Source organism: Mycolicibacterium neworleansense, assembly GCF_001245615.1.
In the GTDB taxonomy this organism is placed as follows: Bacteria; Actinomycetota; Actinomycetes; order Mycobacteriales; family Mycobacteriaceae; genus Mycobacterium; species Mycobacterium neworleansense.
Window position 1 is genome coordinate 35,802 of record NZ_CWKH01000001.1, and the last position, 16,119, is coordinate 51,920.

Genomic DNA, 16,119 nt, shown 5'->3' on the forward strand with positions numbered 1-16,119 from the left:
GCCACGCTGGAGTGGCTCCCAAGTTCGGGGGCCACGCTGGCGTGACAAAGCGGGTCGAGTCAGACCGCGACAGCCTGTGAGCGGCGGGTCAGCAGGAGTGCTGCCGCGCCGATGCAGGCACTGGCCACCATGGCCACGGCCATGGGCAGGGCGGTGTGGTCACCGCCGAGGCCGACTATCGGCGACACGACAGCGGCCAGGCCGAACTGCAACGCGCCCAGGACCGCAGACCCGGTGCCGGCCGCATGGCGGACCTGATCGAGGGCCAGCGATGTGGCATTGGCGGCGACCAGGCCCAGGCTCGCGACCGCGCCCCACAGCAGCAGCAATGAGGCCCACAGCACCGGGCCGAGCAGGGCGTCCACCAAGAGCAGGACCGAGAACAGGACGAGCAGGCCGATCCCCAGGTGCAGCAGCCTGCGCTGGCCGAAACGGCCGACGATTCTGGCGTTGACGGCATTCACGATCACGATGCCCGCGGCGTTGGCGGCGAAGGCGAACGAATAATGCAACGGGGAGAGGCCGAGCACGTTCTGCAGCACGAACGGTGAAGCCGAGATGTAGGCGAACATCACCGTGAAGCCGAACGCGAAGGCCAGTGTGTAGCCGATGTAGCCGCGGTTGGTCAGCACCGACCGCGCATCGCGGAGCATGGCAGTCACGCCGCCGGTGTGGCGCCGGTCCTGCGGATGGGTCTCGGGAAGCACTGCGACCACGCCGAGGAACATCGCGACGGCGAGCCCGGCGAGAATCCAGAAGATGCCGCGCCAGCCGATCAGGCCCATCAGCGATCCACCGATGAGCGGCGCCAGCACCGGTGCGGCACCGTTGATGATCATCATCAGGCTGAAGGCACGGGCGGCCACGGCGCCATGTGCGCGATCGGCCACCACGGCACGGCTCAGCACGACGCCGGCGGCGCCGCTGAATCCCTGCACGAAGCGGAATGCCGTCAGCGCAGCGATGTTCGGAGCCAGCGCGCAGGCCACGCCGGCCAGGATGCAGACCAAGGTGCCCGCGAGCATCAGGGGGCGCCTGCCGAATCGGTCGGAGAGCGGACCGATGATCAACTGCCCGCTGGCCAGGCCCACCATGAACGAGGTCAGGGTGAACTGAACGGCCGAGGCCGATGTTCCGAACTCGGCGGCCATTGCCGGGAAGGCGGGCAGATACATGTCGATCGACAACGGCGCCACGGCGGTCAGCAGCGCAAGCACGCCCAGCCAACTCAGCGGCAGTGCAGGCGTCTCGGGCGTCGTCTCGGCATTTGTGGTTCGAGTAGTCATAAGGCCTTGGATCGAAGATTTATGTATAAAGTTATATGTAATATAGCGGACGTGGCGGCCACACGAGTACCCGAAGCGATACGTGATGTGCGTGACACCGCGGCGGCCGTGCGGACGCTGGTCTGGTCACTACGGCGGTTCGGCGAGAAGCAGGTCGGTCTGGAACCGTTGCCGCACTCGGAGTTCGAAGTCATCCGCACGGTGGGCGACCACCCGGGGATCAGTGTGTCCGAGACCGCACAGGTGCTGGCGCTGCAGCCCAGCAATGTCAGCACCACGGTACGGAAGCTGGTTGAGCGCGGTCTGATCGACCGCACGCCCGACGACCAGGACCGCCGCTGCATTCGGCTGCATCTGACAGCCAGGGCCACCGAACACAAGAAGTTGATCGACGCCGCCTGGACCGCCGGCATCCGCGAGCAGTTCGCGCAGATGACTGAAGAGGAGGTGGCGACCTTGGTCAAAGCCGGGCCGCTACTTCAGCGGCTGGCCTCGATGGCATAGCCGCTGGAGCCTAGAGCTCGAAGCGCTTCTTCAGCTCCAGGGTGTTGAAGTGCTCGACGATGATGCCCAGCAGCGGAATGGTGCCCGCGAGCAGCACACCGATGGTCTTGCCGATCGGCCAGCGAACCTTGACCGCGAGGTTGGCCGTGAACATCAGGTAGATGAAGTACACCCAGCCGTGCACGATGCCGATCCAGCTCGGCGGGTTGTCCACCTGCACGATGTACTTGAGCACCATCTCGTAGCACAGCGCGATGAGCCAGATACCCGTCGCCCAAGCCAACACGCGGTAGCCCAGCAGGGCCTTGCGAATGGTCTCCTTGGGCGTCGAAACAGGCGGCGTGACCTCGGTGCCCGGTTCTGGTGTGGTCATCTATCGGTCCTGTCTTTCTTCTCGGACTGGTCGGACTTGGCCAGCTCGGCGAGGTAGGCGTTGTACTCGGAGAGTTCTTGGTCGCCGCCGTCCGCGGCCGCGGGCTTGGGCCGTTCGGGCAGCAGGCCCGCGGGGATCTCGGTGACATCGCCGCTGGGCCGTTCCGGCGGCGCGTCCTCGTAACGGACGAACTTGTAGTAGGCGTAGAAACAGAATCCCGCGAACATCGGCCACTGCAGGGCATAGCCCAGATTCTGGAAGGTGCCCGAGGCCGACTCGTACCGCGTCCACTGCCACCACGCCAGCGCCAGGCAGCCGGCGGCGCCAAGGCAGACCAGTGCGATGAGCGCCGGTCTCCTACGCCGTGTAGTGGACATTCGTCCATGGTACGGCGCGGGTCTCGGGGGCGACGAATGTGTCGAGGTGAGCGGTGGCGGCCTTGCGGTAGGCTGAGCGCGCTCCATGCGGGCGTGGCGCAATTGGCTGACGCGCCGGCTTTAGGTGCCGGTGTTCGAAAGAACGTGTGGGTTCGAGTCCCACCGCCCGCACTCTTCACGGTCGGTGGTCGGGTCCCGAGCCCTCGACGGCCGGCGCCCGCAATTCATCCCGCAGCGACGCGATCTCGGCCCGCAATTCATTGATGTGCGCTGCGGTCACGGCCGCAGTGGCAGCGTCGTCGTCAGCGACGCTCTGCACGATCCACGACGCGATCGTCGCGGTGATCGAACCGACCAGGCTGATCCCGCCGATCATCAACAGCGCGGCGATGACTCGTCCCGTCGTGGTCACCGGGTACATGTCTCCGTAGCCGACGGTCGTGATGGTGGTGATCGCCCACCAGACCGCCTGGCCGAAGTCGGTGATGTGGGCATCGGGGTGGCCGCGCTCGGCCTGCAGCACGGCCAGCGACGCCACGTAGACCAACAGGACCGCGCCCGAGATCGTGTAGAGGATGACCTTGCCGCGGATCGCATGCCCGACGGCTTTCTGGATCACGCCGATCAGGACGATGAGGCGCAACAACCGCAGCGGCCGCAGCAGCGGCAGAATCACGATCGCGAGATCGACGAGGTGGGTGCGGAACCAGTGCTTGCGGTCGTCGGCCAGATACATCCGGGCCGCATAGTCCGCGGTGAACACGGCCCAGGTGAGCCAGGTCGCCAACTCGACGGCCCGGGCTGCCAGCCCGTGGGGCTGCACCAGCACCTCCACCGAATATGCGGCGAGGAACACTGCTGCCACCGAGGCCAGCGGCCACTCGGCGCGGGCTTCCCATCTGTCGAGGCGCTGCATCGTCACCGCAAAAGTGTGCGACACATAGCGCAAACGGGCTCGGGCAACCCCGCCGAATCTCCCCACCGACCTGCTGGTCGGTCCTGCCGGCCAGGCCGTATCGTTCCATCTCGCCGGCACGTTCACGGCATACGGCAGTCGTCGTCAGCGCGGGAGGAATCGATACACGTGAGCAAGCGGATAGTCGCAATTGTCCTGGCAGTGATGGTGATTGCCGTGGGTTGCGGCAAAGGCGATGACTCCGCGGCGCAGACGGTCACCCCCGGCCACGCCCAGGCATCGCCGTCGGGCACCTATACCGCCTTTGCCGAGCCGGGTCAGGAAGAGAACGGGGACGCGCCCTGGGCCGTGGTGGTTCGGGACAAGGCCGGCAAAGAGGTGTTCCACGACCATTCGTCCTACAGCGCGCGCAACGGCGTGATGATCACCTGGCTGCCGACCGAACCCGAACAGCTGTGGGTGTATTCGGGCGACGCCGGGGTCTACCGGATCGCTCCCGGCAGCCAGGGCGGGTGGACCCGCGCCGGCGTCAAACCCGAGAACGTGCCCTCGGAGGTAACACGCCTCTGGGAGTCGTCACGCTCCTGAGGCGACCGGGGCAGACTCGAGGTGTCAGACGGGAGGAGAACCGATGATCGAAGTACTTCCCGACATGCCCGAGGGTGTGTTCGGTATCCGGGTGTCGGGCCGAGTCCGCGGTGACGACCTACGCGAATTCCGGCCGACGATGGACGAATTGCTCCAGACCGGTGAGATCCGGATCGTCGAGGTCATCTCAGCGGACTATGAGGGGTTCGGCAGCGGCGGGCTCGTGGAGGATTTGAAGCTCGGCTTCGGTGCGCTGTTCCGCCATCATTCGGCGTTCAAACGGATCGCCGTCGTCTCCGATATGGAGTGGGTCGCGCACGCGATGCATGCGTTCGCGTGGATGATCCCGGGTGAGATCAAGGTGTTCGGGCTCGGCGAACTCGACGCGGCCAAGGAGTGGGCAGCGGCCTGAGGTCTGCGGGCCTGCCGTGTCACGATGTCGGTCATGACGATCGTTCTGGTGCACGGTAATCCGGAGACCGACGCGATCTGGGGACCACTGGTCGGCGCGCTCGGCCGCCGAGACGTCGTGCGGTTGTCGCCGCCCGGGTTCGGGGCTCCGCTGCCCGACGGTTTTTCGGCGACGTACCTGGCCTACCGCGACTGGTTGGAACGCGAGCTCGAGGCCTTCGATGAGCCGGTCGACCTTGTCGGACACGACTGGGGTGGCGTGCATGTGGTGAACGTGATGATGCACCGGCCTGAGCTGGTTCGCAGTTGGGCGAGTGACATTGTCGGAGTGTTCGACCGTGACTACGTGTGGCCTGACATCGCCGAGGTGTGGCGAACACCCGGCAAGGGTGAGCGGCTCGTCGAGAACATGTTGGGCGGAACCGTCGAAGACCGGACCGCGGTATGGGCCGCATTGCTCCCTGAGGACATCGCCGCCTCGATGGCGCGCGCTCAAGGTCCGGAGATGGGTTGGGCGACACTGCAGTTGTACCGCTCGGCAGGACAGCCCGGCGACATGGCCGAAGCGGGCGGGGGGTTGGAGCGAGCGAGTGCTCGCCCGGGTCTCTCACTGCTGGCCACCGCGGATCCGTATGTCGGGTCAGAGCAGATTCGGCGCGGGCTGGCCGGCCGGGCCGGTGCCTCCACGGCGGTGCTCGACGGCCTGGATCACTGGTGGATGGTGAGCGACCCGGCTTGCGGCGCGGCGGCGCTTTCGCAGTTCTGGGAGTCACTCGGCTGACCCCGGCCCGTCGGGCAGGGGAGAGCCGAGACTACTTGTTGAACTTCCCGCTCAGATACTCAGCGCGGCAAGCATTCCGGGCCAGTTTGCCGCTCGTCGTGCGAGGGATCACGCCGGCGGCGACCATCCGCACGTCGGCCACCCGGATCTGGTGGTGGCGTGACACGGCCGCCCGGATCGCCTCGACGATGGGTTCGGGCTCGGCACGGCCGGCCCCGGCGGCCCGCTCGGCGACGATCACGAGTTCTTCACCGCGGTCACCGACCACCGAGAACGCCGCGACATAGCCCGAGCGCACGGCGGGTGACGACGCGCTCACCGTGGTCTCGATGTCGGTCGGATAGTGGTTGCGTCCGTCGATCAGGATCATGTCCTTGATCCGGCCGGTCAGGTACAGCTCCCCGTCGAGGTAGACCCCGAGGTCGCCGGTGGCCAGCCAGTGGCCGTTGTCCGGCACGCCGTCGGCGTGGCTACCGGTCGTGAGCCGGGTCTGCAGCTTGTTGGCGAACACGCGCTCGCTCTCGTCGGCCCGGCCGAAGTAGCCCTGGCCGACGTTGTTGCCGTGCAACCAGATCTCTCCGACGGTGCCATCGGAGACCTCGTCGCCGTCGCTGCTGGCGATCACCGCCCACTGGTTCGGGATCGGCTGGCCGCAGGACACGTGGGCCACCGCGCCCTCGTCGGTGGGGGCGACGATCACCGCGCGGCCGGCGCTGAGCTCGTCGCGGTCGAGATGCACCGCGGTGGCCGCAGCGCTCGGCGCGATGCTGGCCACCGACAGGGTGGCCTCGGCCATGCCGTAGGACGGCTTGATCGCGGTTGCCGGGAGCCCGTACGGGGCGAACGCTGAGGTGAACTTCTCGATCGCGGCCATGGTGACCGGCTCGGATCCGTTGAGGAGCGTCACCACGTTGGTCATGTCCAGCGTTTCACCCTCAGGCGGCAGGCCACGCTCGGCGGCCAGCTCGAAGGCGAAGTTCGGGGCAGCGGCGAAGGTGCGGCCGTGGGCAGCCTCCTCGGCCAGCCGCTTGATCCAGCGGTAGGGGCGGCGGACGAACGCCATCGGGTCCATCAGGCTGATGTGACCACCACACAGTGCCGGGAACATGATCATGATCAGGCCCATGTCGTGGTACAGCGGCAGCCAGCTGACACTGCGGATACCGGTGTCCAGGTCCCCGGCGAGGATCATCTGGATGACGTTGGTGCACACGTTGCGGTGGGTGATCTCCACGCCGGCCGGCGTGCGGGTCGACCCCGAGGTGTACTGCAGGTAGGCGATGTCGTCGCTGTCGACCGCTGGGCTGACGTACATCTCGGCCAGCGTGTCCGGGACCGCGTCGACGGCGATCACGCGGGGACGCTCGGCGGCCGGCAGCGTCTTGATGAAGGTGCGCACCGATTCGGCCGCAGAGGTCGTGGTGAGCACGACTGTCGGCTTGGCGTCGGCCAGCACCGCGGCCAGTCGCTCGGCGTGACCGGCCAGAGCCGGGGCGAACAGCGGCACCGCGACGTTGCCGGCATGCACGGCGGCGAAGAACGCCGCCACGTACTCGACACCCTGCGGGGCCAGGATTGCCACCCGGTCACGGGGCTGGGTGACTTGCTGCAGCCGGGCGCCGACCGCGCACACCTGCGACCACAGGGCGTTCCAGCTGAGCTCGACGGCACGGCCATCGGGATCGGATGAGTAGTCGAGGAACCGGTAGGACGGCTCGTCCCCGTAGATCAACCGGTTGCGATCCAGGAACGACGTCAGTGTGACCCCGTCGGGTACGACAATCGTGCCGTCGTCGCGAACGTAGTTCTCGATGTTCGACGCCGACGAATCAACAGCACTGGTTGCAGCGGGATCCCGACCCATAACCCGTAAGACTAATAGCGGCTCTAATAAAGCCTGGCAGCGTGGTCGGGTGTGGGTTGTCACGGGCTGCCGACAATGTGTCGTGCGTCTCTCTATCGGGGCCCGTCAACTGCATAAGTACCGTTATTGTCCGTGAATTCCACGATCACCCGACGCAACGTGTCGTTGATCTCGACGGCGCACGTGAACGTCGCGCCCGCCCGCACGACCGGATCGTCGCCGTTGTTGCATGCCACCGCGGTGACGCGGTTGGCCCCGTAGCCGTTGATCGGATCGGACAGGATCTGCGCCACCCCGGTCTCGGCCTGGCGGACGTCCAGCCGGGTGCCGTGGCCATCCGATTGGCTCCACGCCCACACCGCCGAACCGATCACCGCGACGGCCACGACGGCGACGGCCGCGCCGATGAACAGGCGGCGATCGGAGGACTTGGGCTTGGGCTTGGTCTGCGACGGCGGTTGCGGTGCGCGCTGCGGCGGCGGCGCGGGCCGCGCAGGGTGTTGTGGTGGTGGGGGCGGTGGCCGTCGCGCAGCCGGCGGTGGCCCCGCGGGCCGAGTGCCCGGTTGCGGCGTGCCACCCGGCAGGGGTGCGCCGCCCGGTCGCGCCCACCAGGGTTGCTCGGGACCGCTCATCGGCTCTCCTCGACTCGGCTCATCGCTCACGCGAACCGTTGGTAGCACTGCTTGTCATCACCTTGCAGGCCCGACCGGTAGGCCAGGATCCGGGTGAATCCGGCCGGCAGCACCCGGCCGTTGACGTCGCTGGCAGCCAGGCCGTTGGTGAGCAGGCTGCTGATTGCCTCGTCGGTGTCACCGGCGGACAGCGTGATCGGCAGGCCCGGCTCGGCCATCCTGGCCTGTCCCACGCCGGTCAGGCAGCCGGTGCGCATGGCGGCCACCGGGGTGTCGAGCGCAAGGCCTTTCTCGTGCTGCACGGCCAGCGCATACCGTGATGTCAGTACGGAGATCGCGGAGTTGTCGCCCTGCAGAAGCTCTTGCTCGTCGTTCTCGTTCCTGGCTTCCCCCAAGGCTTTCAGCCCGTCCAGATCCACCACGATGGTGTTGGTCGCCGGACAGTAGGACGCCGGTGGCGACGGCCCGGCGTCGGGACAGGCGGTGGCTTCGGTGCTGAGCGTCGGCGGGTTCGAGGGCGCGTAGACCTGCTGCAGCGACTGCATGGTCTGGTCCAGCAGATCGGTGGTGATCGTGCTGTTCGCGCTCTGCGCTCCGCCGAACAAGTCGAGGAACTTCGGCAGATCGCCGCGGCGCTTCTTGATCTCGTCGGAGTCCATCGCCGCGCACTGGTCGACGTTGCCGCTGAAGCCGATCTGGAACGCGCTGACCCGGTCCAGTGCCGACCCGTGCTCGTTGCCGGTGAGGGTGGCGTCGACCCGGGTCATCAGGGGATCGCGGATGTAGATGAGGCCGCCCAGCACGTGGTTCAGCCCGTCGCCGGTGCTCAGCTCGAAGCGCGGTGAGTGGCCCGCGGCCACCCAGCGCAGGTAGACCCCGGCGAGGCAATCGGCCTGTTGCTCGGCCACCAGCACGGGCGTGCTCTCGTTGATCAGCCGGGCCTGTTGCTGTACGGCATGGCCGTACTCGTGGGCCATCACCCCGACCACGCCCATCTGGCCGAAGTATTGTGCCGCAACGGGAATCGCCACGCCGCGGTCCCAGGCCATCACATCGCTCTTCAAGCAGTAGAACGCATTGGTCAACCCGGCGGTGTTCTCGCCGCAGATCTCGAGCCCGGGGGAGGCGTCGGAGTTGAACGACACCAGGCGGGCCACCGGGGTGAACGTTCCCGGCAACGAACCACCGGTGTAGTTCTGCGACCAGAAATCCTCGATGTCGTCGATGGCGAGCAGGGCCAGGTCGTCGATCTGGCCGCCGTCGGTGTTCTCGGCCCGGCGCGTGGGCCCCGGTGCGTCGGGCCGGGTGCCGCTGTGGCCGTCGGTCACCGGCAGGCCGCCGACCCGGTCGGGCAGGAACAGCATCGAGGTAGCCCGGCCGCCGACCAGAGTGGCGTTCCCGCACCCCGCAAGCAGCACCGCACAACAGGCCAGACCGAGCCACCAGCGAAGCCTCGCCACTTGAGCCGCCTTCCGTGCGTTACACCCCAGCCAGTTCTACCTGGTCGTGCGGACGTTCGGCATCGGCCGTTGCTGACCTGGGCGACAATGACAGCGCTATGTGCACGTTCGATGATCTGCTGGCCCGGGTGCTGGCCCGCGCCGCGGCGCCGGGGACGGCCATCATCGGGATCACGGGAGCGCCCGGGGCGGGCAAGTCCACGTTGACCGAGGCATTGGTGGGCGCGGCACGGGCCCGGCTCGGCGCCGAGGCGGTGGCCTACCTGCCGATGGACGGTTTTCACCTCGCCGATGTGGAACTGCGCCGGTTGGGGCGGCTGGATCGCAAGGGCGCGCCCGACACGTTCGACGTTGCCGGCTACGCGGCGCTGTTGCGCCGTATCCGGGCGGGCGGCGAGGTGGTCTACGCGCCGGGCTTCGAGCGTGATGTCGAGCAGCCGATCGCCGGCGCCATCCCGGTGTTCCCCGACACCGCGGTGGTGCTCACCGAGGGCAATTATCTGCTGCTCGATGTTCCGGAGTGGTCGGCGGTGGCCGATCAGGTCGACGAAACCTGGTACTGCGCACTGCAAGACGAGGTGCGAGTGGCGCGTCTGGTGGCCCGTCACGTCACGTTCGGCAAGCGGGCGGATGCGGCGCGACGGTGGGTTGCCGAGGTCGACGAACCCAACGCCAGGTTGGTGGCCGCCACCGCGGTTCGGGCCGATCTGGTGGTGCCGGTCGCGGCCGTGATGCCCGACTCACACTGACGTGGTTTTGTGTGGATTATCACGGCCCATCGAGTTGCTATAACTATCTGCCGCCAGCCAGAATCGAATCGTAAATCTGGAATCATTCCAGAAAATCATGCGAGATTGGATAGGTTGCGATGGCGCTTTTGACGATTGGTTCTCAGTTCCCGGAATACGACCTCACGGCCGTGGTTGGCGGAGATCTGTCCAAGGTCGACGCCAAGCAGCCCGATGACTATTTCACCCGCGTCACCAACAAGGATGACGAGGGCAAGTGGCGGATCATCTTCTTCTGGCCCAAGGACTTCACCTTTGTGTGCCCGACCGAGATCGCCGCTTTCGGCAAGCTGAACGAGGACTTCGAGGATCGCGACGCCAAGGTCATCGGCGTCTCGGTGGACAACGAGTTCGTGCATTTCCAGTGGCGTGCGCAGCACGAGGATCTGAAGAAGCTGCCGTTCCCGATGGCTTCCGACCTCAAGCGTGAGCTCTCGCAGGCCGCGGGCGTGCTCAACGCCGACGGTGTCGCCGACCGTGCCACCTTCATCGTCGATCCCAACAACGAGATCCAGTTCGTCTCCGTGACCGCCGGTTCGGTGGGGCGCAACGTCGACGAGGTGCTGCGCGTGCTCGACGCACTGCAGTCCGACGAGCTGTGCGCCTGCAACTGGAAGAAGGGTGACCCGACCCTGGACGCCGGCGAGCTGTTGGCCGAGGCGGTCTAATCATGAGCATCGACAACATCAAGGAAGCACTGCCGGAGTACGCGAAGGACCTCAAGCTCAACTTCGGCAGCATCGTCAAGTCGACCGAGCTCACCGAGCAGCAGCTGTGGGGCGCCCTGGTGGCCACCGCGGCGGCGACCAAGTCGCAGCGCCTGCTCAAGGAGATCTCCGAGGACGCCCTCGACGTGCTCAGCGAGGAGGCCTACAACGGCGCTCTCGGCGCTGCCTCCATCATGGGGATGAACAACGTCTTCTACCGCACGAAGGGCCAGTTGGACGGCCGGTACGACGACCTGCGGGCCGGGCTGCGGATGAACATCATCGCCAACCCAGGTGTGCCCAAGGCGGATTTCGAGCTGTGGTCGCTGGCGGTGTCGGCGATCAACGGCTGCTCGCACTGCCTGTCGGCGCACGAGACCGTACTGCGCGATGCCGAGGTGTCCCGCACGACGATCTTCGAAGCCATCCGGTTGGCGTCGATCGTCTCCGGGGTGGCCCAGGCGCTGCTCACCGCGGAAACGCTCGCGGCGGTCTGATGCCCTGAGCCTCCGGAAAGGGGCTTACGCGCATAACCCAACGGATAAACTCGCCTCTCGCGATCAGAGAGGCGAGTTTTCTGTTGATGGCACAAAAGGACGGCGCCGGCACCCCCCATACGGAAGCCACGGTGCGCAAGGCGATTACCGGCGCCTCCATCGGTAACGCGGTCGAGTGGTTCGACTTCGCCATCTACGGCTTCCTGGCCACCTACATCGCCGCCAACTTCTTCCTGTCCGGCAACGAAACCGCGGCGCTGCTCAACACTTTCGCGATCTTCGCCGCCGCGTTCTTCATGCGTCCCCTCGGCGGTTTCGTGTTCGGTCCGCTGGGGGATCGGCTGGGCCGCCAACGTGTGCTGGCCGTGGTGATCCTGCTGATGTCGGCCGCCACTCTGGGCATCGGCCTCCTGCCGACCTATGCCACCATCGGGATGGCAGCCCCGCTGCTGCTCTTGCTGCTGCGCTGCCTGCAGGGGTTCTCGGCCGGGGGCGAATACGGAGGCGGCGCAGTCTATCTCGCCGAGTATGCGAGGACCCGATCGCGCGGTTTCACTGTCACCTTCATCGCATGGTCGGGTGTTCTGGGCTTTCTGCTGGGTTCGGTTACCGTGACCGCGTTGCAGGCGTTTCTGCCGCCGGACGCGATGGAGAGCTACGGCTGGCGGATCCCTTTCCTGATGGCCGCACCGCTCGGGCTGGTTGGCCTGTACATCAGGCTGCGCCTCGACGACACACCCGAATTCGCCAAACTCGACGAGGCCGACCGGGTGGCCACGTCGCCGCTGCGTGAAGCCATCGGGACGGCCCGGCGGGCGATCCTGCAGGTCATCGGGCTGTTCATCGTGTTCAACGTCGGCTACTACGTCGTGTTCACCTTCCTGCCGACGTACTTCATCAAGGCGTTGCATTTCAGCAAGACCCAGGCTTTCGTCTCGATCACCCTGGCCAGCCTGGTAGCGCTGATCCTGATCCTGCCGCTGGCCGCGCTGTCGGACCGCATCGGTCGCAAGCCGCTGCTGGTGGCCGGGTCGGCTGGGTTCGTCGTGTGCGCTTATCCGCTCTTCCTACTGATGAATTCGGGCTCGGTGGCGGCGGCCATCGCGGGACACTGCCTGCTGGCCGCCATCGAATCGGTCTATGTGGCGACGGCGGTGACGGCCGGCGTCGAACTGTTCGCCACCCGGGTGCGCTACAGCGGCTTCTCGATCGGCTACAACATCGCGGTGGCGCTGTTCGGCGGGACGACTCCGTATGTGGTCACCTGGCTCACCGCGGCCACCGGCAACACCCTGGCGCCCGCGCTCTATCTCGTTGCCGCCGGCGTCATCTCGGTGGTCACCGTCCTGACCTTGCGGGAGAGTGCCGGCCGGGATCTGCGCGGCGTAGACGGCTCCTCCGATCAGCAACGTGTCACGATGTCACCGTGAGCACCACAAGAGGACGCCCGACCGGATCGAATGCCGGGCTCCGCCCGACCAAGGCGGACGTTGCCAGACTGGCCAACGTCTCGACAGCCACGGTCAGCTATGTCCTGAACAATGTTCAAGGGCAACGTATCTCGGAGCAGACGCAGGCTGCGGTGCGCAAGGCGGCAGCCGATCTCGGCTACCGGCCCAACCTTGCCGCCCGCAACCTCGCGGTCGGCGGCAGCGGTGTGGTGCTCTACATCGTCGGGCGGCTTTCGCTGGGCAACCTGCCCATCGAGGTGGGCAGCCGGCTCACCACGGCCCTGGCCCGGCACGGCATCGTGCTGTCCTTGCAGTTCGAAACCGAGGACGACCGCAATGTGGTCGACGCGATCGCCGATCTCAACCCGATGGCGGTGACCAGCACCTTCCCGCTGACCGGCAACGCGCTGGCGGCGGCGACCGCGGCCGGCATCCCGCAGATCCACCTGGGCAGTTCGCAGCTGCACGCGATCGGCTCGCTGGACGCCAGCATCGGCGAGATGCGGGTGGATCATCTCGCGGGGCGTGGCCATAGCCGGCTGGCGTTCGCGTACACCACCGATGAAGAACTCCGTCCCCTCGGTGACTACTGGCTTGCGGGCCTGCGGGCTGCCGCCGCCCGGCGCGGGCTGCCCGAGATCACCGTGGCCAGCTTCGCCGCCGACGGTTCCAACGCTGCCGAGATCCTCGAGCGTTGGGCCGCCGACGGGGTGACCGGGATCTGCGCGCAGAGCGACGAGACGGCTTTCGTGGTGCTGCACGGCCTGCGTCAGGCCGGGTTGCGGTGCCCACAGGACATGGCGGTGATGGGGGTCAACGCCATCGACCTCGGTGCGGTGAGCGCCCCGCCGCTGACCTCGGTGGCCTTTGACGCCAAGGCGATCGTCGATGTCGCGGTTGCCGCGATGATGTCGGAGCTCGGATACCCGGCCGAGGCCGAGCCGAGCAGTGCGGAAGTGGCGACGCTGATCGCGCGCGACTCCACCTGACCGGCGGTTCGGCGGTGTTTCGGGGATCGAGACGGCAATCTACTTACGCGCATAACCATCCGTGTGTAAACTCCGCTCTCGGACACAGAGAGGTGGATTTCCGTGACAGCCAGCGCGACCCAGAGCGTGTACTTCGACCCCTACGACGTCGAGATCAACGCCAATCCGTACCCGACGTTCGCGCGGCTCCGCGAGGAATCGCCGCTGTACTACAACGAGCAGTACGACTTCTATGCGCTGAGCCGCTTCGCCGACGTCAACAAAGGCCTCGTGGACCACGAGACCTTCAGCTCCGCTCGTGGCGCGATCATCGAACTGATCAAGGCCAACATCGTCATTCCCTCGGGCGCCCTGATTTTCGAGGATCCGCCGATCCATACCGCGCATCGCAAGCTGCTGTCGCGGATGTTCACGCCGCGCAAGATCAATGCGCTGGAGCCCAAGATCCGCGAGTTCTGCGCCCAGTCGCTGGATCCGCTGGTCGGCACCGGCAAGATCGACTTCATCAAGGATTTCGGCGCGATCATGCCGATGCGGGTGATCAGCGCACTCCTGGGCATCCCCGAGGACGACCAGGAAATGATCCGCGATCACGGCAATGATCAGCTGCGCACCGAGGCGGGCAAGCCGATGAAGGCCGCCCAGGAGGGCCTGGTCGACGGCTCGATCTTCGAGACGTACATCGACTGGCGCAAGGACAATCCGTCCGACGACATCATGACCGACCTGCTCAACGTCGAGTTCACCGACGAGCACGGGGTCACCCGCAAGCTCACCCGCGAGGAACTGCTGATCTACATCAACGTGGTGGCGGGTGCGGGTAACGAGACCACCACCCGGCTGATCGGTTGGGCCGCAAAGGTACTCGCCGAGCACCCCGATCAGCGGCGCCAGTTGGTCGAGAATCCCGCTCTCATCCCGCAGGCCATCGAGGAACTACTGCGCTTCGAGCCGCCGGCCCCTCACGTGGCCCGCTACGTCACCCGCGACGTCGAGTTCTACGGCCAGACGGTGCCCGAGGGCAGCGTGATGATGATGCTGATCGGTGCGGCTGTCCGCGACAGCCGTCAGTTCCCGCCCGACGGCGAGGTTTTCGACATTCACCGCGAGCAGCGCCAGCATCTGGCGTTCAGCGTGGGAACCCACTACTGCCTGGGCTCGGCGCTCGCGCGACTGGAGGGCCGGATCGCGCTGGAGGAGATGCTCAAACGGTTCCCGGAGTGGGATGTCGATCTCCCCAACGCCGAGTTGTCGCCGACTTCGACTGTCCGCGGCTGGGATTCGATGCCGGCGTTGATCCCGTGAGCGACGCTTGCGGAGCGAACCGTACCTGGACGCGCGGGAGTCGAGCCTGCGAGGCAACCGCGTGACGGCCGCGCTCACCGTCCCCAAGGACTGGACCCAGGTCACCCCGGAGTGGATGACGGCGGCACTGGCCGACCATCACCCGGGCGCGGTGGTGGACCGCGTGACCATCGACATGCGCGACGACGGCACCAACCGGCGGGCGCGCCTTTCGGTCACGTACTCGCCGGGGCCCACCGGGCCGTCGAAGGTGTTCGCGAAGGCTGTCGACCCCGGCCACAAGGAGATGATCAAGTACACCAGCGGCCTGCTGCATGAGCCGAGGTTGTTCAACTCCAAAGTCGATCTCCCGCTGGAACATCCGACCGTTTACGCCGCCCCCGTCGATGAGGGCGACGAAGACTTCGTGCTGATCATGGAAGACCTCACGGTGCGAGGAGCCGACCCGCGCGATGCCACCCGGCCGCTGACCGTGGAGCAGGCCGCTCATGGCGTGCGCGGCCTGGCCCGGCTGCACGGTGCGTTCTGGGGCGAACGCGTGCGCCGTCCCGGTCTGGAGTGGCTGGAGCCGTTCGTGCCGTGGGACGGCATGCAGTGGGCGCCCCTGCCGGCTGCGCTGGAGCGTCTCGGTGACGATGCGCCTGCCTCGGTGCATGCGTTGACCATCGACGAACTGGTGGAAGGGACCTGGAAACCCTTCATCCGGACCCTCACCCTGCCCGGCACCGCCCAGACGCTGCTGCACGGTGATCCCCACATCGGGAACACCTATCTGTTGCCCGACGGCGATGTCGGTTTCCTCGACTGGCAGGTCGCGCGCCACGGCAACTTCTCCCTGGACCTCGGCTACTTCCTACAGGGCGCGTTGACCACCGAGGATCGCCGCACCGCCGAGCGGCAGTTGCTCGAGGAATACCGTGACGAGTTGCGACTGCCCGCCGATGAACTGCCGTCGCCGGATGAGATCTGGCTGCGCTACCGGGCTTCGGTTGCCCACGGTCTGATGACGTGGCTGGCCACCGCGAGCGCGGGAGAGCTGTGGCAACGGCCCGACATCGCCCTGGCGCTGGCGCAGCGGTATTCGGCGGCGTTCGAGGATCTTCAGACCGCGCAGGCATTGGCTGATCTCATCGATTAGTCGGTATAACCAAAATCGCCTCCGGATCGCCGCGGAGCCCCTAACCTGTCCG

18 protein-coding genes and 1 tRNA gene are annotated in these 16,119 nt (G+C 66.7%); 12 read left to right on the forward strand and 7 right to left on the reverse strand.

The window, feature by feature from the left end; translation table 11 throughout:
* Nucleotides 1–59: 59 nt before the first annotated feature.
* Nucleotides 60–1,286 (reverse strand): multidrug effflux MFS transporter, encoded by a 1,227-nt coding sequence (locus BN2156_RS00165; RefSeq protein WP_235625171.1) that lies wholly within the window; start codon nucleotides 1,284–1,286, stop codon nucleotides 60–62.
* A 51-nt stretch (nucleotides 1,287–1,337) separates the two neighbouring features.
* On the opposite strand from BN2156_RS00165, the gene BN2156_RS00170 reads away from it, so the two are divergent.
* Nucleotides 1,338–1,790, forward strand: coding sequence for a MarR family winged helix-turn-helix transcriptional regulator (locus BN2156_RS00170; RefSeq protein ID WP_235625172.1), 453 nt, complete (start codon nucleotides 1,338–1,340; stop codon nucleotides 1,788–1,790).
* Nucleotides 1,791–1,800: 10 nt separating this feature from the next.
* Here the strand turns inward: BN2156_RS00170 and BN2156_RS00175 are convergent, their stop codons facing one another.
* Both BN2156_RS00175 and BN2156_RS00180 read right to left on the reverse strand, forming a co-directional pair.
* Nucleotides 1,801–2,163 (reverse strand): DUF3817 domain-containing protein, encoded by a 363-nt coding sequence (locus BN2156_RS00175; RefSeq protein WP_090509013.1) that lies wholly within the window; start codon nucleotides 2,161–2,163, stop codon nucleotides 1,801–1,803.
* The gene (locus tag BN2156_RS00180; protein WP_090509015.1) at nucleotides 2,160–2,540 is read right to left on the reverse strand and encodes a hypothetical protein; all 381 of its coding nucleotides are present in this window, start codon (nucleotides 2,538–2,540) and stop codon (nucleotides 2,160–2,162) included. Before BN2156_RS00180 ends, BN2156_RS00175 begins: the two co-directional genes overlap by 4 nt.
* 87 nt (nucleotides 2,541–2,627) lie before the next feature.
* Between BN2156_RS00180 and BN2156_RS00185 the strand changes: the two genes are divergently transcribed.
* A tRNA-Leu gene (locus BN2156_RS00185) sits at nucleotides 2,628–2,711 on the forward strand.
* A gap of 4 nt (nucleotides 2,712–2,715) precedes the next feature.
* On the opposite strand, the gene BN2156_RS00190 is transcribed toward BN2156_RS00185, so the two are convergent.
* Entirely contained in the window at nucleotides 2,716–3,456 is a 741-nt protein-coding gene (locus BN2156_RS00190; protein WP_090515262.1) for a potassium channel family protein, read from the reverse strand.
* A 168-nt stretch (nucleotides 3,457–3,624) separates the two neighbouring features.
* On the opposite strand from BN2156_RS00190, the gene BN2156_RS00195 reads away from it, so the two are divergent.
* From BN2156_RS00195 to BN2156_RS00205, 3 genes are read left to right on the forward strand one after another with little or no spacing between them, the layout of a single operon-like run.
* Nucleotides 3,625–4,044: a hypothetical protein gene (locus tag BN2156_RS00195; protein WP_210436555.1), complete on the forward strand. Its 420-nt coding sequence runs from the start codon at nucleotides 3,625–3,627 to the stop codon at nucleotides 4,042–4,044.
* A gap of 43 nt (nucleotides 4,045–4,087) precedes the next feature.
* Complete coding sequence (locus tag BN2156_RS00200; RefSeq protein ID WP_090509020.1) at nucleotides 4,088–4,456, forward strand: SpoIIAA family protein; 369 nt, start codon at nucleotides 4,088–4,090, stop codon at nucleotides 4,454–4,456.
* Nucleotides 4,457–4,489: 33 nt separating this feature from the next.
* Complete coding sequence (locus BN2156_RS00205; protein WP_090509022.1) at nucleotides 4,490–5,236, forward strand: alpha/beta fold hydrolase; 747 nt, start codon at nucleotides 4,490–4,492, stop codon at nucleotides 5,234–5,236.
* Between the two features lie 31 nt (nucleotides 5,237–5,267).
* On the opposite strand, the gene BN2156_RS00210 is transcribed toward BN2156_RS00205, so the two are convergent.
* The 3 genes from BN2156_RS00210 to BN2156_RS00220 all read right to left on the reverse strand — a co-directional run bounded on the left by BN2156_RS00210 (nucleotide 5,268) and on the right by BN2156_RS00220 (nucleotide 9,192).
* A complete protein-coding gene (locus BN2156_RS00210) occupies nucleotides 5,268–7,100 on the reverse strand; it encodes a fatty acyl-AMP ligase (RefSeq protein ID WP_090509023.1) in 1,833 nt (610 codons plus the stop codon).
* Nucleotides 7,101–7,192: 92 nt separating this feature from the next.
* Complete coding sequence (locus tag BN2156_RS31075; RefSeq protein WP_235625173.1) at nucleotides 7,193–7,732, reverse strand: DUF4333 domain-containing protein; 540 nt, start codon at nucleotides 7,730–7,732, stop codon at nucleotides 7,193–7,195.
* 26 nt (nucleotides 7,733–7,758) lie between these two features.
* Entirely contained in the window at nucleotides 7,759–9,192 is a 1,434-nt protein-coding gene (locus BN2156_RS00220) for a neutral zinc metallopeptidase (protein WP_090509024.1), read from the reverse strand.
* Between the two features lie 98 nt (nucleotides 9,193–9,290).
* Here BN2156_RS00220 and BN2156_RS00225 point away from each other — a divergent pair, with 98 nt between their 5' ends.
* From BN2156_RS00225 to BN2156_RS00255, 7 genes are all read left to right on the forward strand, one after another.
* Nucleotides 9,291–9,941: a nucleoside/nucleotide kinase family protein gene (locus BN2156_RS00225; protein WP_090509025.1), complete on the forward strand. Its 651-nt coding sequence runs from the start codon at nucleotides 9,291–9,293 to the stop codon at nucleotides 9,939–9,941.
* Between the two features lie 119 nt (nucleotides 9,942–10,060).
* On the forward strand, nucleotides 10,061–10,648 hold the full coding sequence (locus BN2156_RS00230; RefSeq protein WP_077741589.1) for a peroxiredoxin: 588 nt from the start codon (nucleotides 10,061–10,063) through the stop codon (nucleotides 10,646–10,648).
* 2 nt (nucleotides 10,649–10,650) lie between these two features.
* Nucleotides 10,651–11,184: an alkyl hydroperoxide reductase AhpD gene (gene ahpD, locus BN2156_RS00235; RefSeq protein WP_090509027.1), complete on the forward strand. Its 534-nt coding sequence runs from the start codon at nucleotides 10,651–10,653 to the stop codon at nucleotides 11,182–11,184.
* 86 nt (nucleotides 11,185–11,270) lie between these two features.
* The gene (locus BN2156_RS00240; RefSeq protein WP_090509029.1) at nucleotides 11,271–12,614 is read left to right on the forward strand and encodes an MFS transporter; all 1,344 of its coding nucleotides are present in this window, start codon (nucleotides 11,271–11,273) and stop codon (nucleotides 12,612–12,614) included.
* A complete protein-coding gene (locus BN2156_RS00245; protein WP_090509031.1) occupies nucleotides 12,611–13,624 on the forward strand; it encodes a LacI family DNA-binding transcriptional regulator in 1,014 nt (337 codons plus the stop codon). The genes BN2156_RS00240 and BN2156_RS00245 overlap by 4 nt, the downstream gene beginning before the upstream one ends.
* Nucleotides 13,625–13,726: 102 nt before the next feature.
* Nucleotides 13,727–14,929 (forward strand): cytochrome P450, encoded by a 1,203-nt coding sequence (locus BN2156_RS00250; protein WP_090509033.1) that lies wholly within the window; start codon nucleotides 13,727–13,729, stop codon nucleotides 14,927–14,929.
* Between the two features lie 115 nt (nucleotides 14,930–15,044).
* Nucleotides 15,045–16,067, forward strand: a complete 1,023-nt coding sequence (locus tag BN2156_RS00255; protein WP_162839224.1) for a phosphotransferase — start codon at nucleotides 15,045–15,047, stop codon at nucleotides 16,065–16,067.
* The last annotated feature ends 52 nt before the right edge of the window (nucleotides 16,068–16,119 follow it).

Bases quoted from the DNA above. Each gene is read 5' to 3' on its own strand.
- BN2156_RS00255 (WP_162839224.1), top strand. From the start codon at position 15,045: ATGACGGCGGCACTGGCCGACCATCACCCGGGCGCGGTGGTGGACCGC.
- BN2156_RS00175 (WP_090509013.1), bottom strand. From the start codon at position 2,163: ATGACCACACCAGAACCGGGCACCGAGGTCACGCCGCCTGTTTCGACG.
- BN2156_RS00230 (WP_077741589.1), top strand. From the start codon at position 10,061: ATGGCGCTTTTGACGATTGGTTCTCAGTTCCCGGAATACGACCTCACG.
- BN2156_RS00240 (WP_090509029.1), top strand. From the start codon at position 11,271: ATGGCACAAAAGGACGGCGCCGGCACCCCCCATACGGAAGCCACGGTG.
- BN2156_RS00180 (WP_090509015.1), bottom strand. From the start codon at position 2,540: ATGTCCACTACACGGCGTAGGAGACCGGCGCTCATCGCACTGGTCTGC.
- BN2156_RS00165 (WP_235625171.1), bottom strand. From the start codon at position 1,286: ATGACTACTCGAACCACAAATGCCGAGACGACGCCCGAGACGCCTGCA.
- BN2156_RS00205 (WP_090509022.1), top strand. From the start codon at position 4,490: ATGACGATCGTTCTGGTGCACGGTAATCCGGAGACCGACGCGATCTGG.
- BN2156_RS00225 (WP_090509025.1), top strand. From the start codon at position 9,291: ATGTGCACGTTCGATGATCTGCTGGCCCGGGTGCTGGCCCGCGCCGCG.
- ahpD (WP_090509027.1), top strand. From the start codon at position 10,651: ATGAGCATCGACAACATCAAGGAAGCACTGCCGGAGTACGCGAAGGAC.
- BN2156_RS31075 (WP_235625173.1), bottom strand. From the start codon at position 7,732: ATGAGCGGTCCCGAGCAACCCTGGTGGGCGCGACCGGGCGGCGCACCC.
- BN2156_RS00200 (WP_090509020.1), top strand. From the start codon at position 4,088: ATGATCGAAGTACTTCCCGACATGCCCGAGGGTGTGTTCGGTATCCGG.
- BN2156_RS00190 (WP_090515262.1), bottom strand. From the start codon at position 3,456: ATGCAGCGCCTCGACAGATGGGAAGCCCGCGCCGAGTGGCCGCTGGCC.
- BN2156_RS00210 (WP_090509023.1), bottom strand. From the start codon at position 7,100: ATGGGTCGGGATCCCGCTGCAACCAGTGCTGTTGATTCGTCGGCGTCG.